We start from the raw sequence: 18256 nt of genomic DNA on the forward strand, positions 1-18256 counted from the left end.
AACTGGCTTGGTGGCCGCGCAGGTGGCGCCGGGCGGGGCCGGAGCGGGCAACGCGAGCCGCCCGACACGTCTCACGGGCCGGGGGTCTCCCAGCCTACGACGCCCCACCGACAGCCGCTGGCGGAAGCGGCGCGGTGGGGCGCTGTCGGGCGCGGGGCGGGGCCGGGCGGACTCCCGGCCGGGGCGGGCCGGCCGGGCTATTCCGTGGCGATGGCGTTGAGGACGTTCATCCTGCCCGCGCGGAAGGCCGGGACCAGGGCGGCCAGGAGGCCGACCAGGGCTGAGGCGGCGAAGACGGTGAGGATGGTCGGCCAGGGGATTTCCAGGACCGCTATCCCTTCCAGTGCCAGGAGCTTCTGGGCGGCGACGCCCCAGGCGAGGCCAAGACCCAGGCCCAGCAGGGCGCCGAAGAGGGCGATGACCACCGATTCCAGCCGGATCATCCGCCGCAGCTGCCGCCGGGAGAGGCCGATGGCCCGCATCAGACCGATCTCACGGGTCCGCTCGACGACCGACAGGGCGAGCGTGTTCACCACACCGAGGACGGCGACCACGATGGCCAGCCCCAGCAGCCCGTAGACGATGTTGAGCAGTTGGTCGATCTGTGCGCGGAGGTCCTCCTTGTAGTCGGTGGCGTTGAGCACCCGGTACTGCGGGTACGGTGCGGCCGCCGCCTTCAGCGACGCGTACGCCCTGTCCGCCTGGCCGTCGGCGGCCTTCGCGAAGAGCGCCATGTCCTGCGGCATCCGGTCGGCGGGTATGTGGCCTGCGGCGGTGCTGATGTTGAGGTACATCGCCCCCTTGTCGACGTTGACGTCGTCGGAGGTGATCGCCGCGACCTTGAGCCGGGCGCTCTTCCCGCCGGGGAAGGCCACGGTCAGCGGGTCGCCGACCTTCACCTTCCGCTGCTTCGCGTAGTCCTCGCCGACCGATATCGCCCCCGGCGCGTATGCCGCGGCCAGGTCGCCGGAGACGGTCTCGCGCCGCTGGTCCTGCATGTACGAGGGGTCGGTGGCGGACAGTGCCTTGCGCTCCGTGGTGCCGTCGGGTGCGGTCACCTTGGCGTCGACCAGCTTGTAGTGGGTGACGCGGGCGATCCCGTCGGCCTTGGTGAGGGCCTGCTGGGCCTGCGGCAGGACGGGCTGCCCGTTGTTCGACCGTACGGTGAAGTCGGCGCCCACCGAGCGGTCCAGCTCGTCGGTGGCCGAGGCGACCATCGAGGAGGCGCCGACCGACAGGCAGGCCACCAGGGCGAGCCCGATCATCAGCGCGGATCCGGTCGCTCCGGTACGTCGCGGGTTGCGCAGCGCGTTGCGCTCGGCCATCCGTCCGACGGGCCCGAAGACCCGCAGCACCACGGCGCTGATCGCCTTGACGACGAACGACACCAGCACCGGTCCGACGACCACGAACCCGAGGAGGGTGAGCACCAGGCCGGTCCCGAAGAAGAGGGCGCCCTCGCTCGCCTTGGCGGACTCCGCGGCCAGATAGAGCCCGGCCCCGCCGAGCAGCGACAGGGTCACCCCGATTCCGGCCCGGATCCGTCCGGACTTGCTGTCGCCGGGCGTTCCGGAGTCGCGCAGGGCCGCCATCGGGGACACCTTGCCCGCCCGGCGGGCCGGCAGGTAGGCGGCGACGACGGTGACGACGACACCGAGCACCAGACCGATGACGGGGGTGGGCCACTTCAGGGTCAGATCGCTGGTGGCCAGCCTCATGCCGACGGCGCCCATGAGCTTCATCAGTCCGACGGCCAGCCCCACACCGGCCGCGATGCCCAGCAGCGAGCCGATGACGCCGAGCAGCAGCGCTTCGAGCAGCACCGACCGGTTGACCTGCCGGCGGCTGGAGCCCAGTGCCCGCATCAGCCCGATCTCCCGGGTGCGCTGGGCGACCAGCATCGAGAAGGTGTTGATGATGAGGAAGATGCCGACCAGGAGGGCGACCCCGGCGAAGCCGAGCATCGCGTACTTCATCACGTCGAGGAACGAGCCGAGGTCGCTCTTGTTCTCCTCGGCGGCCTCCGCCTTGGTCAGGATCTTGTACGTGTCCGGGGTCGCGGCGGCGCCGGTGGCGGCGCCCAGTGCCGCGCCGACGTTCGTCTTCAGCTGCTCGTCGGAGATGCCGGGGGCGGCGGTGACGCTGATTTCGGTGTAGCGGTCCGGGCCGCCGAGCAGCTTCCGCTGCGCGGTGCGGTCGTCGAAGAAGACGACCGTGGCGCCGGGGTTGGTGGTGCGGAACGAGGCGATGCCGCTGATCTTTGCGGTGAAGTCACCGGTGACGGCGATGGTGCGCAGTTCGTCGCCCAGCTTCAGGCCGTGCTTGTCCGCGGTGTCGGCGTCGACCATGACCTCGGTCGGTCCGCGCGGGGAGTGCCCGGAGGTGATGTCCATGGAGCGGGCGTCACCGGCGGACCAGCTGCCCGCGATGGTCGGGGCGCCGGTGTCGGAACCCATGTTCTTGTTGGCGCTGTTGACGACGGTCACCGACGTGCTGCTGACCGTGCCTTCGGCCTCCTTCACGCCGTCGGCCCCGGCGACCGTACGGACGGCGGAGGCGGGGAGGGCGAGCGGGCGGCCGGAGTTCGCCGCGGCGTTGTCGCCCTTGTCCGTCTTCGGCGCGACGGAGACATCGGCGGAGGTGGTGGCGAAGAGCTTGTCGAAGGTGGTGTTCATGGTGTCGGTGAACACCAGGGTTCCGCAGACGAAGCCCACCGACAGGATGACGGCGACGGCGGACAGCGCCATGCGTCCCTTGTGCGCGAAGAAGTTGCGCATCGAGGTCTTCCAGACGGTCATGCCCTGCGCCCCCGCTCCTGCGCCACGGGCATGCCGCGTCCGGCTTCGGCCAGGCTGAGCATCTTGTCCAGGACCCGCTCGGCGGTCGGGCGGCGCATCTCGTCGACGATCCGGCCGTCCGCGAGGTACAGCACCCGGTCCGCGTACGCGGCGGCGACCGGGTCGTGGGTGACCATCACGATGGTCTGCCCCAGCTCGTCCACGGAGCGGCGCAGGAAGGACAGGACCTCGGCGCCGGCCCGGGAGTCGAGGTTCCCGGTCGGCTCGTCACCGAAGATGATCTCCGGTCGGGCCGCCAACGCCCGCGCCACCGCCACCCGTTGCTGCTGGCCGCCGGAGAGCTCGGTCGGCCGGTGCTTCAGCCGGTCGGCGAGCCCGACGGTCTCCACCACCTGGGCCAGCCACTCGGGGTCGGGGCGGCGGCCCGCTATGTCCATCGGCAGGGTGATGTTCTCGATCGCGTTGAGCGTCGGGAGCAGGTTGAAGGCCTGGAAGATGAACCCGACCCGGTCCCTGCGCAGTTGGGTGAGCTGCTTGTCCTTGAGTCCGGTGAGCTCGGTGTCCGCGAGGAAGATCTCCCCCTCGGTCACCGAGTCGAGCCCGGCCAGGCAGTGCATCAGCGTCGACTTGCCGGACCCGGAGGGACCCATGATCGCGGTGTACTCCCCGCGCGCCATGTCGACGTCGACGCGGTCGAGCGCGACGACCCGGGTCTCCCCCGCCCCGTAAGCCTTGACGACCTGCCGCGCCCGGGCGGCAACGGCCGTACGCCCACCCGTGCCCCCGTACTGGGTTACGCCCACTGCCGTTGTCATACGAAGTCCCCTTATCCGATCCCGTACTTACCCGTATGACCAAGCTAAGGAAAAACCCTCGCGAACACCTCGGCCTGGGGTACGAAGCCGGTCTCCACCCCTGTAGGGGTAACCCCCCACATGCCCCTCAACCCGTGGGTGGAGCGCACCCCGGGGCGTCCTCCACCCGCTCTGCACCCTCCCCCGCCCGACCTGCGGATGAGACGCTGGGCCGAACAAGTACGTGCAGAGGGAAGGGACTTCGGTGGACGGCAGCAGCGGCGGAGACAAGGGAAGCCCGGACGACATACCTCCGACACCTCCCACCCCTCTGACACCCCCGGAACCAACCGCCCCTCCCGTACGGGACATCCGCCGCGGCCCGGTCGTCGCGGCCCTCATGCTGGGCATGGCGCTGGCCGCCCTCGACGGCACGATCGTCTCCACCGCGGTGCCCCAGATCGTCGGCGACCTCGGCGGGTTCACCGTTTTCTCCTGGCTCTTCTCCGGCTATCTGCTCGCCGTCACGGTCACCCTCCCGGTGTACGGCAAGCTGTCCGACACCTTCGGCCGCAAGCCGGTCCTGATCACCGGCATCGCGCTCTTCCTCCTCGGCTCGGTGCTCTGTGCCGTCGCCTGGAACATGCCGGCCCTGATCGCCTTCCGCATCGTGCAGGGCCTGGGCGGCGGCGCCATCCAGGGCACCGTCCAGACGATCGCCGCCGACCTCTATCCGCTGAAGGAACGCCCCAGGATCCAGGCCAGGCTGTCCACGGTCTGGGCGGTCTCGGCGGTCGCCGGGCCCGCGGTGGGCGGACTGCTGGCCGGGTACGCGGACTGGCGCTGGATCTTCCTCATCAACCTGCCGGTCGGGGCGCTCGCGATGTGGCTGATCGCGAAGTACCTGCGTGAACCGGAGCACGACCGGCGCCGGGAACGGACCGGTGCGCCCGTACGTTCACGTATCGACTGGCCCGGTGCACTCGCCGTATTCGCCTGCGGCGGGCTGCTGTTGACGGCGCTGGTGCAGGGCGGAGTGGTCTGGCCGTGGTTCTCCGCCCCGTCGCTGGCGCTGTTCGCGGCGAGCGCGGTGCTGGTCGTGGTCGTCGTGGTGGTCGAACGGCGGGCCGCCGAGCCCATCCTCCCCGGCTGGGTGTGGCGGCGGCGCACGATCGCCGCGGTGAACATCGCGCTGGGCGCGCTCGGACTGCTGATGGTCGCCCCGACCGTCTTCCTGCCGACGTACGCGCAGTCGGTGCTCGGGCTGGACCCGACGGCGGCCGGGTTCGTGCTGTCGATCATGACCCTGAGCTGGCCGGTCTCCGCGGCACTGAGCCAGCACGTGTACCGGAGGATCGGGTTCCGCCAGACCGCGGTCATCGGGATTTCGCTGGCCACCCTGATCCTGCTGGCCTTCCCACTGCTCCCCTTCCCCGGGGAGGCGTGGCAGCCCGCCCTGATCATGCTGCTGCTGGGGGCCGCGCTCGGGCTCTTCCAGCTGCCGCTGATCGTGGGGGTGCAGTCGACGGTCGGCTGGTCGGAGCGCGGGACGGCGACGGCGTCGATCCTCTTCTACCGGCAGCTGGGGCAGAGCGTGGGGGCGGCACTGTTCGGGGCGGTGGCGAACGCGACGCTGGCGGGGCGGTTGGCGCAGGCGCCGGAGGGGATCAGGGACGGCCTGCCGGGAGACCTCGACTCAGTCTCGCACGCACTGACCGACCCGGGGTCGACGCTGCCGGGTGCGGCGGCGGACTACCTGCGGCGGGCCGTGGACACGGCGGTGGACCACGTGTACCTGGGCGCGGCGGGGGCGGGAGTCCTGGCCCTGCTTGCCCTGCTGTTCCTGGCCCCCCGCCGCTTCCCGGTCCTCCCGGACCTGGAAACCCCACCCACGGAGGACACCCCGCCGGGCCCCTCCCTCCTCAAACCCCACAAAGCCTGAGCTCTGCGTGGGTGGGCGGGGAGGTGGCGGGCCCGGCCACGGCCGGTGGTCATGTGCGGGTGTGTTCTTGGCTGGCCGCGCAGTTCCCCGCGCCCCTAGGCACCTAGGGGCGCGGGGAACTGCGCGAGCAACCACCCACCGGCCCGCGCGTAAGCAACCCCTGGCCCCGCGGCCAGCGGTCTAGGGAAGGGGCGGGGAGGGGCACTTGCCCGCCGCAGGCGCGACACCGCCCAACGCTTCCAGCGCCGCGCGGCGCCAGCCGCAAATCCAGCACAGCGGGAAGGGGTGGGGAGGGGCATCGCCCGCCGCAGGCGCGGGTGGTCAGCCTTCTGCCGGGGTGCGGCCGGTGAGGGTCGACAGGCTGTTGCGGATGTGGGACATGTGCGCCTGCATTTCCTCGCGGGTCTCCGTGTGCTCCCGCAGGACGCGTTCCGTCTCGCGGACGACGCGTTCCTCCTGGACCCTGGCCGCCGCGACCAGTTCCGCACCCCGCGCCTCCGCGTCCTCCTGGCCGTGGCGGGCCGCCTCGCCCGTCTCCGCCAGGGCCTTCGTCGCGGCGGCGACGGCCGCTTCCGCCTTGGCCGTCAGGGCGGCGAAGTGCTCGTCGGCGGCGGCTTCGCGTTCCGCGATCTGCCGCTCCGCCTCGTCCCACCGTTCCGCCTGGTCCTTCTGGAGGTCGGCGAGGATGCCGTCGGTGCGGCGGCGCATCTCCTTCCATGCGGCCGTCGCCTCCGCCCGCCACAGCTCGGCGTCCGCGCGCGACGCGGACCGCGACTCGTCGGACTCCGCGCGGGCCGCCGCCAGCACCCGGCCGGCCGCCTCCTCCGCCTGCGCACGCACCGCGTCGGACGCCGCCCTGGCCTCGTCCCGTGCGCGGCGCGCGGCCGTCCCGGCGGCGTCACGTACCGACGTCGCCTCCTCCGCGGCCGAGTCCAGCAGCTCCTGCGCCTGTTCCTCCGCGAGCAGCAGGATCGAGCGCGCCCGCTCGCCCAGCGACTCGTACGTCTGTGGGGCCAGCTGCGCCACCTGCTCCCGCAGGGTGTCCGCCTCCGCGTCCAGCTGCTTGGCCAGGACGGTCAGCCGGGCCGCCCGTTCCCAAGCGTCGTCGCGGTCCCGGGAGAGGCCGGCGATCCGGCGGTCCACCTGTTCGGGGCGGTAGCCGCGGCCCCGCACCGTGGTGAAGCCGTGGGGTGACGTCGATGCGTTCATCCTGTTTTCCCCTTACTCCGGTCTCCGTAAGAACTCCGGCACATCCTGATGGATCGCACTCCAGTGTCCATAACGCGACACTCCACCAGATAACCGGCCCTGCCCCGGCACGCAAAAAGCCGGGGCGCCCGACCCCGTGAAGGGATCGCGCGCCCCGGCCTCGTACCGGACGATCACCTCGTCACTACAGCAGTCCGTCCCACATCTGCTCCAGCAGCACCGACCACCAGCTCTCCGGCGACGCCAGTGCCGCCGGGTCCAGCGCGGCCAGCTGCGCCTGGAAGTCGACGGTCCAGCGGCCCGCCTGCTCGGGGTTGAGCCCGAAGCGCAGCCGCCACATCCGTCCCAGCAGTGCCAGGGAGCGTACGAACTCGGGCAGGCCCGTGTTCACGAACTGCGGCGGCACCGGCTGCCCGCCGGGACCCGCCTCCACCGGTACGGCCACGATGTTCGCCGTGCCGTACTGGACGCAGATCGCCCGCCCGAAGTCCGAACCCATCACGAGGTACGAACCCGCGTCCGAGGCCGGCTGCACCCCGCGCTGCTGCGCGAGCTCCGCCAGCGTCGGCACCGGCTGTCCCGGCACCGCCTGCGCCCAGAAGAACGGACCGAAGTCGACCGGCAGCCCGGCCCACATCAGCGTCACCGCGACCGCCTCGGGCACACCCTGGCGCGACACCGCGCCCTGGTCGAAGCGGAAGATCGCCTGCGGGCCGAACGCCGAGGCCAGCTCGTGTGCGACACCCTCCGGCGGAACCGGCGGGATCTGCGGCAGCTGACTGGGGTGCGGCAGCGGCGCCCGCACCGGGGCGGGCCGCGCGGGCCCGTCCGCGACCTGGTGCAGCTCGCCCTGATGGGTCAGCAGGTGCTGCATGCCCTGCTGGCGCGAGGCGTGATCGGTGCCGTACGGGGCAACGCTGGTGATCCGCACCTGCGGCCAGGTCTCCCGGATCATGCGCGCACAGTAGCCACCGGGCAGCTCGCAGGAACCCAACTCCGTGTGCAGCTCAAGCACTTGCTGCGGCGGCACCTGCATCGCCCGCAACTCGTGCAGCATCTGCCACTCCGGGTGCGGGGTACCGGGCGCCGAGCGGCGGATCAGCTGCTGCTCGGAACCGTCCTGCGCGCGGTAGCGCAGGACGGCCTGGTAGCCGGGACCGACCGTCGGCAGCCCGGACGGCTGCTGCGGCGGATAGCCGTACGCGGGGGGCTGCTGGTGCCCCGGGGGCGGCTGGTGTGCCTGGTGCGGCTGGGGCGGGGGCATGTGCGGCGGCGGTGCCTGCTGCGCGTGCGGCGGCGGCATGGCACCAGGCGCGCCGGGAGCCCCGGGGGCGCCGGGCGGGCCGGGGGGCTGGGGAGCACCCGGAATGCCCTGACCGCCGTGGCTCGGCGAGGCGAGCATGGTCGCGGCATGGTGAACTCCCCCGCCGGGGGGCGGAGTGGCACCGGGACCGGCAGGCGCACCAGGCGCACCGGGAGCACCAGGAGCCCCGGGCGGGCCGGGAGGCTGCGGCGCACCGGGACCACCCTGACCGCCATGGCTCGGCGGGGACAGCATGGTCGCCGCTTGGTGTACGCCGCCGCCGGGGGCACCAGGAGCGCCGGGCGGGCCGGGAGGCTGCGGAGCACCGGGCACACCCTGGCCGCCGTGGCTCGGCGGGGACAGCATCGTCGCGGCATGGTGAACTCCCCCGCCGGGAGGCGGAGTGGCACCGGGCGGGCCGGGCGGGCCGGGCGGCTGCGGCGCACCGGGACCACCGGGCGCACCAGGAGCCGCCGGGCCACCAGGAGCCCCCTCGTTCCCGAGGTGCGGAACCATCGCCGTCGGTACGTAGCCCCCGGCCGGCGCCCCAGGGGCACCCGGGCCGGACGACGGCGTACCCACACCGTGCCGTGCACCCGGCGTGCCGGGAGCACCGGGCGGCGGCGGAGTCGTCGAGCCACCGCCCCGGCGGGCGCCGGGCGGCAGGGTGGCCTTGCTGGTCGCGGCATCGGCGATGTCCTCGGCACCGGCGGAAAGCCCGGGCCGGTGCGGGGCTCCGGGCGCACCGGGAGCCGACGGCTGCTGCGCACCCGAAGTACCGGGAGCACCAGGAGCACCGGAGGCACCACCCACGCCGCTCCCCGGCAACGGCTGCGGCTGCCCCTGTCCCTGCCCCTGCGGAACCGCCGATTCCGGCAACGCGGGCGCCACCGCCGTGCTCGGCAGCTGGCTGCCGCCCTGCAGCAGCGAGGTCTTGGCCTCCGGGCCGATCCCCGGCGGCGGCGTGTCGTCGTCGTCCGCCCCGACGAGCGGCGGCGCGAACATCGTGGCGGGCAGCGGAACACCGCCCGCGTCGGAGTTGGTGTCCGTACCGGCCCACGGCGTCGCCCCGGCCGACGGCGCACCCGTCGCACCTGCCGCACCGGCGGAACCGTGGCTGGAATCCGACCCCGTCACCGGCACCCCGTCGGAGGCCGTCGGCTCGTACTCGGCGGAAGCGTCCCCGCCCGCCGCGGCGGGCCAGGGCGTCACCCCGGCATCGGCCCCAGGACCGGAGCCGGAACCAGCCCCAGAGCCCGAACCCGCACCCGCACCCGCACCGGAACCCTCCGAGCCCCCCGCCCTCCGGTCCGGGATCCCCATCTTGTCCGCCGCCTCCTGCAACCACTCCGGCGGCGTCAGCAGGAACGACGTCTGCTGCAGATCGACCCGTTGCGGCGCCGGAGCAGGCGCCTCCGGTTCGTCCGAGGAGCTTCCGTACTCCTCCTCGTACCGGCGGATCACCTCACCCACCGGCATCTCCGGCCACAGCGTGGCCTCCCCGCTGTCGCGGGCGATGACCAGCCGCTGCCTGCCGCCGTCGGAGACCGGACCGTTCTCCCGGTCCTCCGCCCACACCACGAAGCCGAGGTCGAACTCCCGTACCCGCACCTCCCGGTGCTGGTACGCGGGCACGTCCCCGTTGACCCACTCGTCCGCACGTTCCTGCGCCTGCGCGAAAGTCACCATCGGACAATCACCCCTCGTCCGAGACCGATACGGCGACGGCGCGCGCGAAGCCGCCGTCCACCATCAGATCCGCCACTGTCTGCAGTTCCGGCGGGTTGCCCGCCAGCCGCTGCAGGAAGTCGTCGAAATCGTCGCCGCAGGGCAGCAGCAACCGCTCCACCCGCTCCTGCACCGACCATCCGTCCTGGTCACGCGCGTCGTCGTACGCGCAGAACCACACCGAACCGACGCCCTCGCCCCGCACCTTCACGGCGAGGATCCCGCCCTGTACGAAGGTGACGCCGAGGTAGTCCTTGGTGAGGTGGTCGCGCAGACACTTGTTGACGTACACGAGGTCGTTGACCCCGGCCTCGTCCCGCACGGTGAAGAACGGCTGGTCCACCAGCAGCCCCAGCTCCGGGTCGAGCGCCGCCCCCGCGGGCGCGCACCCGCCCGCCGCCTTCAGGAAGGTCCGGTACGCACCGGGCAGCCGGTAACCCAGGTCCTCCTCCACGCCGAGCACCTGGCTCTCGGAGACGGCGACGGTCCCCTTCGGCAGTCCGAAGTGGACGGGACGGGTCTCCTGGAGCGGGCGCGTGCCGCGCTTGTCCTGGTCCACGGCGGTCGTCGCGAGCCCGGCGTGATGGCGAAGCAGCGCCTTCACCTCCACCGGTACGAGTTCCATGCGACGGGTGTACGGCACGTGGTGCCAGGTCCAGCCGTGCGGGGTGGCCACCGGGTCGAGGGTCTCCCACAGCTCGTGGCCCTCGGCGTGCAGCGCGGCGTTGGCCGACACGTAGTCGGTCAGCCGCAGCTCGTCGACGCCGAAGCCCTCGGGGGGTTCGGCGATCTCGGCGGCGGCACGCGCGTACGGCGTGAACACCGGGTAGCCGTCCCCGTCCACCCGCACACCCTTGGGGTGGCGGGCGGCCCGGACGGGGTCCGGGAAGTTCACGAGCTGCCCGGCGTAGGCCGCGTTCGGTGGCGCGGACTGCCCGAGCCGACCTGTCGTCATGGCGGTTGCCCCCTGCTGCGTCTGGCTGATTCACCACAGCCTATGCGGTGGTGCAACAGGGGGTCCTGCCCCTGGACGGCCGCTCCGATGCCTGTACGACGCCCCCGTAACGGGCGGTCCACCGCCGGTCCACGGGCGGTCACCCGCACCCGCCCCAGCACCTCACCCACACCTCATCCACACCCCCGGCGCACGCCATCCGCACCCCGTTCCGCATCCCTCCTCTTGCGGGGGACGCGCCCGAACCAGTGCCCCAGCTTCCGCACCACCGGGCACATTTGGCAGGCTGTCCCCGCAACTCGGGGGATTGCAGGGAGGGAACGCACCACCATGCGCACTGCACAAACAGGAAAAGCACCCGCACTGGCGACAATGCGGACAACGGGGACGACGAACATCACAGGATCAGCGGGAGCCACGGGAACAGCGACAGCCACGACCACAGCGACGGCGACCGCGACCGCCGGAGCGGCGGACCCGTCGGGCACCCCGCCGGCACGCACCGACGCCGGCTCCACAGCCGTACCCAGGTCCGGGCCCGGATCCACATCCGGATCCACACCCGGATCCGCAGCCGCATCCCCGGCCGCCGCTTCCCCCGCCCCATCCGGCGATCCCCGCCTCACCTGGAGCAGCAACCACACCGACGCCCCGCCGCCCACCCTCCTGCACCGCCGCGACGGCATACTTCCCGCCGTCGCCGCCGCCCTCTCGGTGCGCGGCGCCGACACCCTCACCTGCACCGCGGGCAGGGGCGACCGGCCGCCCGTACTGCATCCGCTGGTGCAGGACTTCCTGGACACCCTCCCCAGCGGTCAGCGCACCCGGTTCACCGGCCGCTGCCCCGAGGCCATCCTGCTGTCCCGGCACCTCGCCGCCGCCGAGCACGGCCGCTCCAAGCGCGCCGCCCGCAAGCCGCTCACCGCCAACGAGGCCCGCCGCTCCCTCAAGCACTCCAAGCTCACCGCCCGCCGCATCCGCGAGGACGGCGACCCGCTGCACGGCAGCTACGCCCCGCCGTGCCGTTCCTGCGCACCACTGCTCGCCCACTTCGGCGTACGCCCGGTGGACCCCACCACCGAGAAGGGCTGACCCGCTCCTCATGTCCCCCACGCACCACCAGCCCAACACCAGCACCACCCGCTTCCCCGTCGCGGTCGACGCCGCCCTGCGCGAGGCGGGCTGGCAGCCGGGCCGCTGGGACATAAAGCAGGCGGAGCACTGGGCGGACGTCCTGCGCGACCACGTCTCCCCGGCGGGGCACCGGCACAGCGTCTTCCCGGCGGCGGTCGAGGCCTGGGCCGAGTTCGGCGGCCTGTACATCAACCCGCCGGGGCACGGCCGCCAGATCGCCCCCACCCCGGTGCTCCTGGACCCGCTGCACGGGCTGCACCTGGCCCGCACCTTCGCCGACCTGGGCCGTGCGCTGGGCACCGAGGTCTGCCCCCTCGGCCAGGAGAACCACGCCACCAACGAGCCCCACGCCACCCTCGCCGTCGACACCGAGGGCCGCGTGTACAGCCTCGACCACACCGGCGACTGGTTCCTCGGCCACACCCTCGACCAGGCCCTGGCCACCCTCATCACCGGCGCCGGGCCGCACCGCCTCACCACGGCCTGACCGCGCGCCGCCGGCTGTGCGCGGCCCGTGCGGACAGGTCGGAGAAGTCGCAGGAAAAAGCCCCGGCACCGCCCGTAGGCTGGTCCGTATGACCGTTACGGGGGCAGACCGGAACGACGCGGACCTGACCAGTCCGCGCTTCTGGTGGTGGGAGCGACGACGCGCTGTCGTGCTCGACGCAGGACTGGCGGCGGTCTCGGCCGTCGAGTGCGCGGTGGAGGGCGTGAGCTTCGCCGAGAAGACGCGGATACCGGTGGCGCTGGGGATACTCCTGGGGCTGCTGGTGGGTTCGAGCCTTCTCGTACGACGCCGCTGGCCGATCGCGGTGGTGCTGGTGTCGCTGGCGGTGACACCGGCCGAGATGGGCTTCCTGATGAGCCTGGTGGGCCTCTACTCGCTGGCCGCGTCCGACGTGCCGCGCCGCATCACGACCGCGCTGGCGGGGATGTCGTTCACCGGGACGCTGATCGTCTCGCTGGTGCGGATGCGCTCGCTGGCGGGCGAGGCGGACGGCGAGTTCGACCCCGGCACCAGCTACACGATGCTCCTCTCCTTCGTGCTCGCCCTCGGCATGACCGCCCCGCCGGTGCTGCTCGGGCTGTACGTGGGGGCCCGCCGCCGGCTGATGGAGAGCCTGCGCGAGCGGGCGGACTCCCTGGAGCGGGAGCTCTCGCTGCTGGCCGACCGCGCGGAGGAGCGGGCCGAGTGGGCCCGTACGGAAGAGCGGACCCGGATCGCCCGGGAGATGCACGACGTCGTCGCGCACCGCGTCAGCCTGATGGTCGTACACGCCGCCGCCCTCCAGGCGGTCGCCCTCAAGGACCCCCAGAAGGCGGTCAAGAACGCCGCCCTGGTCGGCGACATGGGCCGCCAGGCCCTCACCGAACTCCGGGAGATGCTCGGCGTCCTGCGCTCCCCGGAGCCCGTCACCAGCACCGTCGCCGGCACCCTCCGGCCGGATCCGGCGCCGGTCCCGCTGGCGGCGGTCGGCGCCGCCGCGGCGGCTGCCGCCGAAGCGGCCGAGGGCGGCCCCTGCCTCGACGACGTGGACACCCTGGTCGAGCAGTCCCGGGCGGCCGGCATGACCGTCGAACTCTCCGTCGACGGCGACCCGGTCCCCTGCGGCGCCCTGGTCGAGCAGACCGCGTACCGGGTGATCCAGGAAGCCCTCACCAACGTCCACAAGCACGCCCCCGGCGCCAAGACCTGGGTGCGCATCGCCCATCGCGGCAGCGAGATCGCCATGCAGGTCGAGAACGGCCCCTCCGACACCACCGCCGCCGAACCCGGCCTGCCCAGCGGCGGGAACGGCCTGATCGGCATGCGCGAACGCGTCCAGTCCCTCGGCGGGGTCTTCGTCGCGGCGGCGACCGACGCGGACGGCTTCCGCGTCTCGGCGGTGATTCCGGTGCGGGAGGTGGCCACGGCACCGGAGGCGGTTGCGGTGCGGGATACCGGAGCCGAGGGGTGAATCCCGCCGAAAGAGCCGATCTTTGACGTCGCTTCCAGGGGGTTCCGTACGGCATAGTGTTGGGTGCCCATCCGGCAGGCGGACGTGATGTCCGGTTAGCCGTGATAGTCCCCCGTGGTGTAATTGGCAGCACTGTGGCTTTTGGTGCCATCTGTTCGGGTTCGAGTCCTGACGGGGGAGCTCAGCGCACAACGGGTCCTGACCAACCGGTCGGGACCCGCGCTCGTTTCCGTCCCGTAACCCCCCGGTATCCTGCGGAGGTCCACCCCCGAAGAAGCCGAAGGGCACCACCGTGAGCGCCAATAGCCCGGCAGCCGTCGTCGTCCTCGCAGCGGGTGAGGGCACCCGCATGAAGTCGGCCACCCCGAAGGTCCTGCACGAGATCAGCGGGCGCTCGCTCGTCGGCCACGTCACCACCGCTGCGCGCGAGCTGGATCCGCAGGACCTGGTGGTCGTCGTCGGCCACGCACGCGAGAAGGTCACCGCCCACCTCGGCGAGATCGACCCCGACGCGCACACCGCCGTGCAGGAGCAGCAGCTCGGCACCGGCCACGCCGTACGGATGGGCCTGGAGGCCCTCGGCGGCAGCCCGTCGGGCACGGTCGTCGTCGTCTGCGGCGACACCCCGCTGCTGACCGGCGAGACGCTGACCGCGCTCGCCGCCACCCACTCCGCCGACGGCAACGCCTGCACCGTACTGACCGCCGAGGTCCCCGACTCGACGGGTTACGGGCGGATCGTGCGCGACCCGGCGACGCAGGCCGTCACGGCGATCGTCGAGCACAAGGACGCCAGCGACGCCCAGCGCGCCATCCGTGAGATCAACTCCGGTGTGTTCGCGTTCGACGGCGAGCTGCTGGCCGACGCGCTCGGCAAGGTGCGCACCGACAACAGCCAGGGCGAGGAGTACCTCACCGACGTCCTGGGCATCCTCCGCGAGGCCGGTCACCGGGTCGGCGCCTCGGTCGCCGCCGACCACCGCGAGATCCTCGGCATCAACAACCGCGTACAGCTGGCGGAGGCCCGCCGGCTGCTCAACGCCCGCCTCCTTGAGCGCGCCATGCTCAGCGGCGTCAGCATCATCGACCCGCAGACGACGTTCATCGACGCGACGGTCACCTTCGGGCAGGACGCGATCGTGCACCCGGGCACCCAGCTGCTGGGCACCACGCACATCGCCTCGGACGCCGAGGTCGGCCCGAACACCCGCCTGAAGGACACCACCGTCGGCATCGGCGCCCGGGTCGACAACACGGTCGCCGACACCGCCGAGATCGGCGCCGCCGCCGTCGTCGGCCCGTTCGCCTACCTGCGCCCCGGCACCAAGCTGGGCATGAAGTCGAAGATCGGCGCGTACGTCGAGACGAAGAACGCCACCGTCGGCGAGGGCACCAAGATCCCGCACCTCTCCTACGTCGGTGACGCGACCATCGGCGACTACTCCAACATCGGTGCCGCGAGCGTCTTCGTGAACTACGACGGCCAGACCAAGCACCACACGACGATCGGCTCCCACTGCCGGACCGGTTCGGACAACATGTTTGTGGCTCCTGTCACTGTCGGGGACGGCGCCTACACCGCCGCCGGGTCCGTCATCACCAAGGACGTCCCGGCGGGTTCGCTGGCCGTCGCCCGGGGGCAGCAGCGGAATATCGAGGGTTGGGTGGCCCGCAAGCGTCCCGGCAGTGCCGCCGCGCAGGCCGCTCAGGCTTCCTCGTCCGAGGGTTCCGGCGAAAGCTGACCGGAAACATGCGCCCCGCGCACCACGTACCGTGTTAGGTGCACACCATTTCGGCGTGAGTGCACATCATTTCGGCTGGCTCGCAGGCTGCTGGCGGCCAGAAACACTCTGAGGAGACCGTGCTGTGACCGGGATCAAGACGACCGGCGAGAAGAAGATGATGCTCTTCTCCGGACGGGCACACCCCGAGCTGGCCGAGGAGGTCGCGCATCAGCTGGGGATCGGTGTCGTACCGACGAAGGCCTTCGACTTCGCGAACGGTGAGATCTACGTCCGCTTCCAGGAGTCCGCCCGCGGCGCCGACTGCTTCCTGATGCAGAGCCACACGGCTCCCATCAACAAGTGGATCATGGAGCAGCTCATCATGGTCGACGCGCTGAAGCGCGCCTCGGCCCGCTCCATCACCGTGATCGTCCCGTCCTACGGCTACGCCCGCCAGGACAAGAAGCACAAGGGCCGCGAGCCGATCTCGGCCCGTCTGGTCGCCGACCTGCTCCAGACCGCGGGTGCGGACCGCATCCTCACGGTCGACCTGCACACCGACCAGATCCAGGGCTTCTTCAACGGCCCCGTCGACCACCTCACCGCCCTGCCGGTCCTCGCGGACTACGTGGGCGCGAAGGTCGACCGCTCCAAGCTGACGATCGTCTCCCCGGACGCCGGCCGCGTGCGCGTCGCCGACCGCTGGTGCGACCGGCTGGACGCCCCCCTGGCGATCGTGCACAAGCGCCGTGACAAGGACGTCGCCAACAAGGTGACCGTCCACGAGGTCGTCGGTGAGGTCGAGGGCCGCGTCTGCGTCCTGGTCGACGACATGATCGACACCGGTGGCACGATCTGCGCCGCCGCCGAGGCGCTCTTCGCGCACGGCGCCGAGGACGTCATCGTGACGGCCACGCACGGCATCCTGTCGGGCCCGGCCGCGGACCGCCTGAAGAACTCCAAGGTGAGCGAGTTCGTCTTCACGAACACCCTCCCCGACCCGTCGGACCTGGAGCTCGACAAGATCACGGTGCTGTCGATCGCCCCGTCGATCGCCCGCGCGGTGCGCGAGGTCTTCGAGGACGGTTCGGTCACGAGCCTCTTCGAGGAGCAGTCCTAGTCGTTCGCGGGACCGGTACGCACCGGTCGTGGGTGAGGGGCCGCTTCCGCTTCGGCGGGGGCGGCCCCTTCCGCGTACCGCATGATCGATTGGGCCGTGGGTGGTGCGCCGGGTAGAGTGGCCGGGTTGCTCGGCGAGGGAGGCTCGTACCTCCGTTATCGACGCGCTCTTCGTAGCAGGCTCCGCAGCGGGCCGTTCGTGTGGCCGGGTGACGACCAACCCCGTTTCCACCATTACGAGGAGTGCATCATGGCTGAGATCAAGCTCACCGCTGAGGTCCGTACGCAGTTCGGCAAGGGCGCTGCCCGCCAGACCCGTCGCGACAACAAGGTTCCGGCCGTCATCTACGGTCACGGCGCCGACACCGTGCACATCACGCTGCCGGGTCACGAGCTCATGATGGCGCTCAAGACCAGCAACGCCCTGCTGAGCCTGGACATCGAGGGCCGCAAGGAACTGGTCATCCCCAAGGCCGTTCAGCGTGACGCCATCAAGCGCACCATCACCCACGTCGACCTGCTCGCGGTCAAGAAGGGCGAGAAGGTCACCGTCGAGGTCTCCGTGATCTCCGAGGGCGACCTGGCGCCGGGCTCCAACCTCCTGGAGAACGTGCTGAACACCCTCTCGGTCGAGGCCGAGGCCACCCACATCCCCGAGTCCGTCACCGTTTCGGTGCAGGGCCTGGACGCCGGTGACTCGATCCTGGCGAAGGACGTCCCGCTGCCCGAGGGCACCACGCTGGTGACCGACGCCGACGCCGTCGTCATCCAGGTCGTCTCCGCGCAGGCCGAGGAGCCGGCCGCGGACGCCGACGCCGAGGGCGCCGAGGCCTGAGCCTCGTAGCTTCACAGCTCTGCGGTACAGCCGCCGTTCCGTTCCCGTCGGGGGCGGGACGGCGGCTGCCGTGTGTGCGGGCCCGTTCGGTATGAAGGAGACATGCAGATGACGACCCCGAGTCCGGCTCCGGCGGACCCCTCGGCCCCCTGGCTGGTGGTGGGCCTGGGCAACCCCGGCGGCGAGTACGCGGCGAACCGGCACAACGTGGGCTGGATGGTCGCCGACCTCCTGGCCTCGCGCATCGGCGGCAAGTTCAAGTCGCACAAGGCACGTGCGCAGGTGCTGGAGGGGCGGATCGGCCCGCCGGGCCCGTACAACCGCCGCGTGATCCTCGCCAAGCCGCTGTCGTACATGAACCTGTCGGGCGGCCCGGTGACGGCGCTGCGCGACTTCTACAAGGTGCCGACGGCCAACATCGTCGCCATCCACGACGAGCTGGACATCGACTACGGGGTGCTCCGCCTGAAGCTGGGCGGCGGCGACAACGGCCACAACGGGCTGAAGTCGATGACCAAGTCGATGGGCCCCGACTACCACCGGGTGCGCTTCGGCATCGGCCGCCCGCCGGGCCGCATGCAGGTCGCCGACTTCGTACTGAAGGACTTCTCCTCCGCGGAGAAGAAGGAGCTGGACTACTTCGTGGACCGCGCGTCCGACGCGGTGGAGGCACTCGTCATCGAGGGCCTGGAGCGCGCGCAGTCGACGTACAACTCGTAGTCGCCGCAGTCCTCGCAGCCCTCGCAGCCCTCGCAGTC

General features: G+C 71.9%; 12 protein-coding genes, 1 tRNA gene and 1 pseudogene. 9 read left to right on the forward strand and 5 right to left on the reverse strand.

The features are described from left to right. Positions 1-197: 197 nt before the first annotated feature. Positions 198-2798: an ABC transporter permease gene (locus ACZ5PB_RS16485; protein WP_468691689.1), complete on the reverse strand. Its 2601-nt coding sequence runs from the start codon at positions 2796-2798 to the stop codon at positions 198-200. Continuing rightward, positions 2795-3613: an ABC transporter ATP-binding protein gene (locus tag ACZ5PB_RS16490; RefSeq protein WP_468691691.1), complete on the reverse strand. Its 819-nt coding sequence runs from the start codon at positions 3611-3613 to the stop codon at positions 2795-2797. Before ACZ5PB_RS16490 ends, ACZ5PB_RS16485 begins: the two co-directional genes overlap by 4 nt. 310 nt (positions 3614-3923) lie before the next feature. On the opposite strand from ACZ5PB_RS16490, the gene ACZ5PB_RS16495 reads away from it, so the two are divergent. Then, positions 3924-5534 carry an MDR family MFS transporter gene (locus ACZ5PB_RS16495; RefSeq protein WP_468692097.1) on the forward strand — a complete coding sequence of 537 codons (1611 nt, stop codon included), beginning with the start codon at positions 3924-3926 and terminating at the stop codon, positions 5532-5534. A 321-nt stretch (positions 5535-5855) separates the two neighbouring features. Here ACZ5PB_RS16495 and ACZ5PB_RS16500 read toward each other — a convergent pair whose 3' ends face one another. From ACZ5PB_RS16500 to ACZ5PB_RS16510, 3 genes are all read right to left on the reverse strand, one after another. Further along, positions 5856-6743, reverse strand: a complete 888-nt coding sequence (locus tag ACZ5PB_RS16500) for a cellulose-binding protein (protein ID WP_468691693.1) — start codon at positions 6741-6743, stop codon at positions 5856-5858. Positions 6744-6927: 184 nt separating this feature from the next. Then, positions 6928-9735, reverse strand: a complete 2808-nt coding sequence (locus tag ACZ5PB_RS16505; RefSeq protein ID WP_468691694.1) for an SUKH-4 family immunity protein — start codon at positions 9733-9735, stop codon at positions 6928-6930. Positions 9736-9742: 7 nt separating this feature from the next. Beyond that, positions 9743-10729, reverse strand: coding sequence for an SMI1/KNR4 family protein (locus ACZ5PB_RS16510; RefSeq protein ID WP_468691696.1), 987 nt, complete (start codon positions 10727-10729; stop codon positions 9743-9745). A 606-nt stretch (positions 10730-11335) separates the two neighbouring features. Between ACZ5PB_RS16510 and ACZ5PB_RS16515 the strand changes: the two are divergent. The 8 genes and pseudogenes from ACZ5PB_RS16515 to pth form a co-directional block, all read left to right on the forward strand. Further along, positions 11336-11821 (forward strand): annotated as a pseudogene (locus ACZ5PB_RS16515) (YwqJ-related putative deaminase); the annotation flags it as partial. 10 nt (positions 11822-11831) lie between these two features. Beyond that, positions 11832-12350, forward strand: a complete 519-nt coding sequence (locus ACZ5PB_RS16520) for an SUKH-3 domain-containing protein (protein WP_468691698.1) — start codon at positions 11832-11834, stop codon at positions 12348-12350. 88 nt (positions 12351-12438) lie between these two features. Further along, positions 12439-13821, forward strand: coding sequence for a sensor histidine kinase (locus ACZ5PB_RS16525; protein WP_468691700.1), 1383 nt, complete (start codon positions 12439-12441; stop codon positions 13819-13821). A 108-nt stretch (positions 13822-13929) separates the two neighbouring features. Further along, positions 13930-14001 (forward strand) — tRNA-Gln (locus tag ACZ5PB_RS16530). A 112-nt stretch (positions 14002-14113) separates the two neighbouring features. Next, a complete protein-coding gene (glmU, locus tag ACZ5PB_RS16535; protein ID WP_468691701.1) occupies positions 14114-15562 on the forward strand; it encodes a bifunctional UDP-N-acetylglucosamine diphosphorylase/glucosamine-1-phosphate N-acetyltransferase GlmU in 1449 nt (482 codons plus the stop codon). A 124-nt stretch (positions 15563-15686) separates the two neighbouring features. Further along, complete coding sequence (locus ACZ5PB_RS16540; RefSeq protein WP_468691703.1) at positions 15687-16664, forward strand: ribose-phosphate diphosphokinase; 978 nt, start codon at positions 15687-15689, stop codon at positions 16662-16664. A gap of 249 nt (positions 16665-16913) precedes the next feature. Then, entirely contained in the window at positions 16914-17498 is a 585-nt protein-coding gene (locus ACZ5PB_RS16545) for a 50S ribosomal protein L25/general stress protein Ctc (RefSeq protein ID WP_468691705.1), read from the forward strand. 108 nt (positions 17499-17606) lie between these two features. Then, positions 17607-18218, forward strand: a complete 612-nt coding sequence (pth, locus tag ACZ5PB_RS16550; RefSeq protein WP_468691706.1) for an aminoacyl-tRNA hydrolase — start codon at positions 17607-17609, stop codon at positions 18216-18218. Positions 18219-18256: the final 38 nt, after the last annotated feature.

The sequence above is a fragment of the Streptomyces sp. NPDC032721 genome, assembly GCF_055579625.1.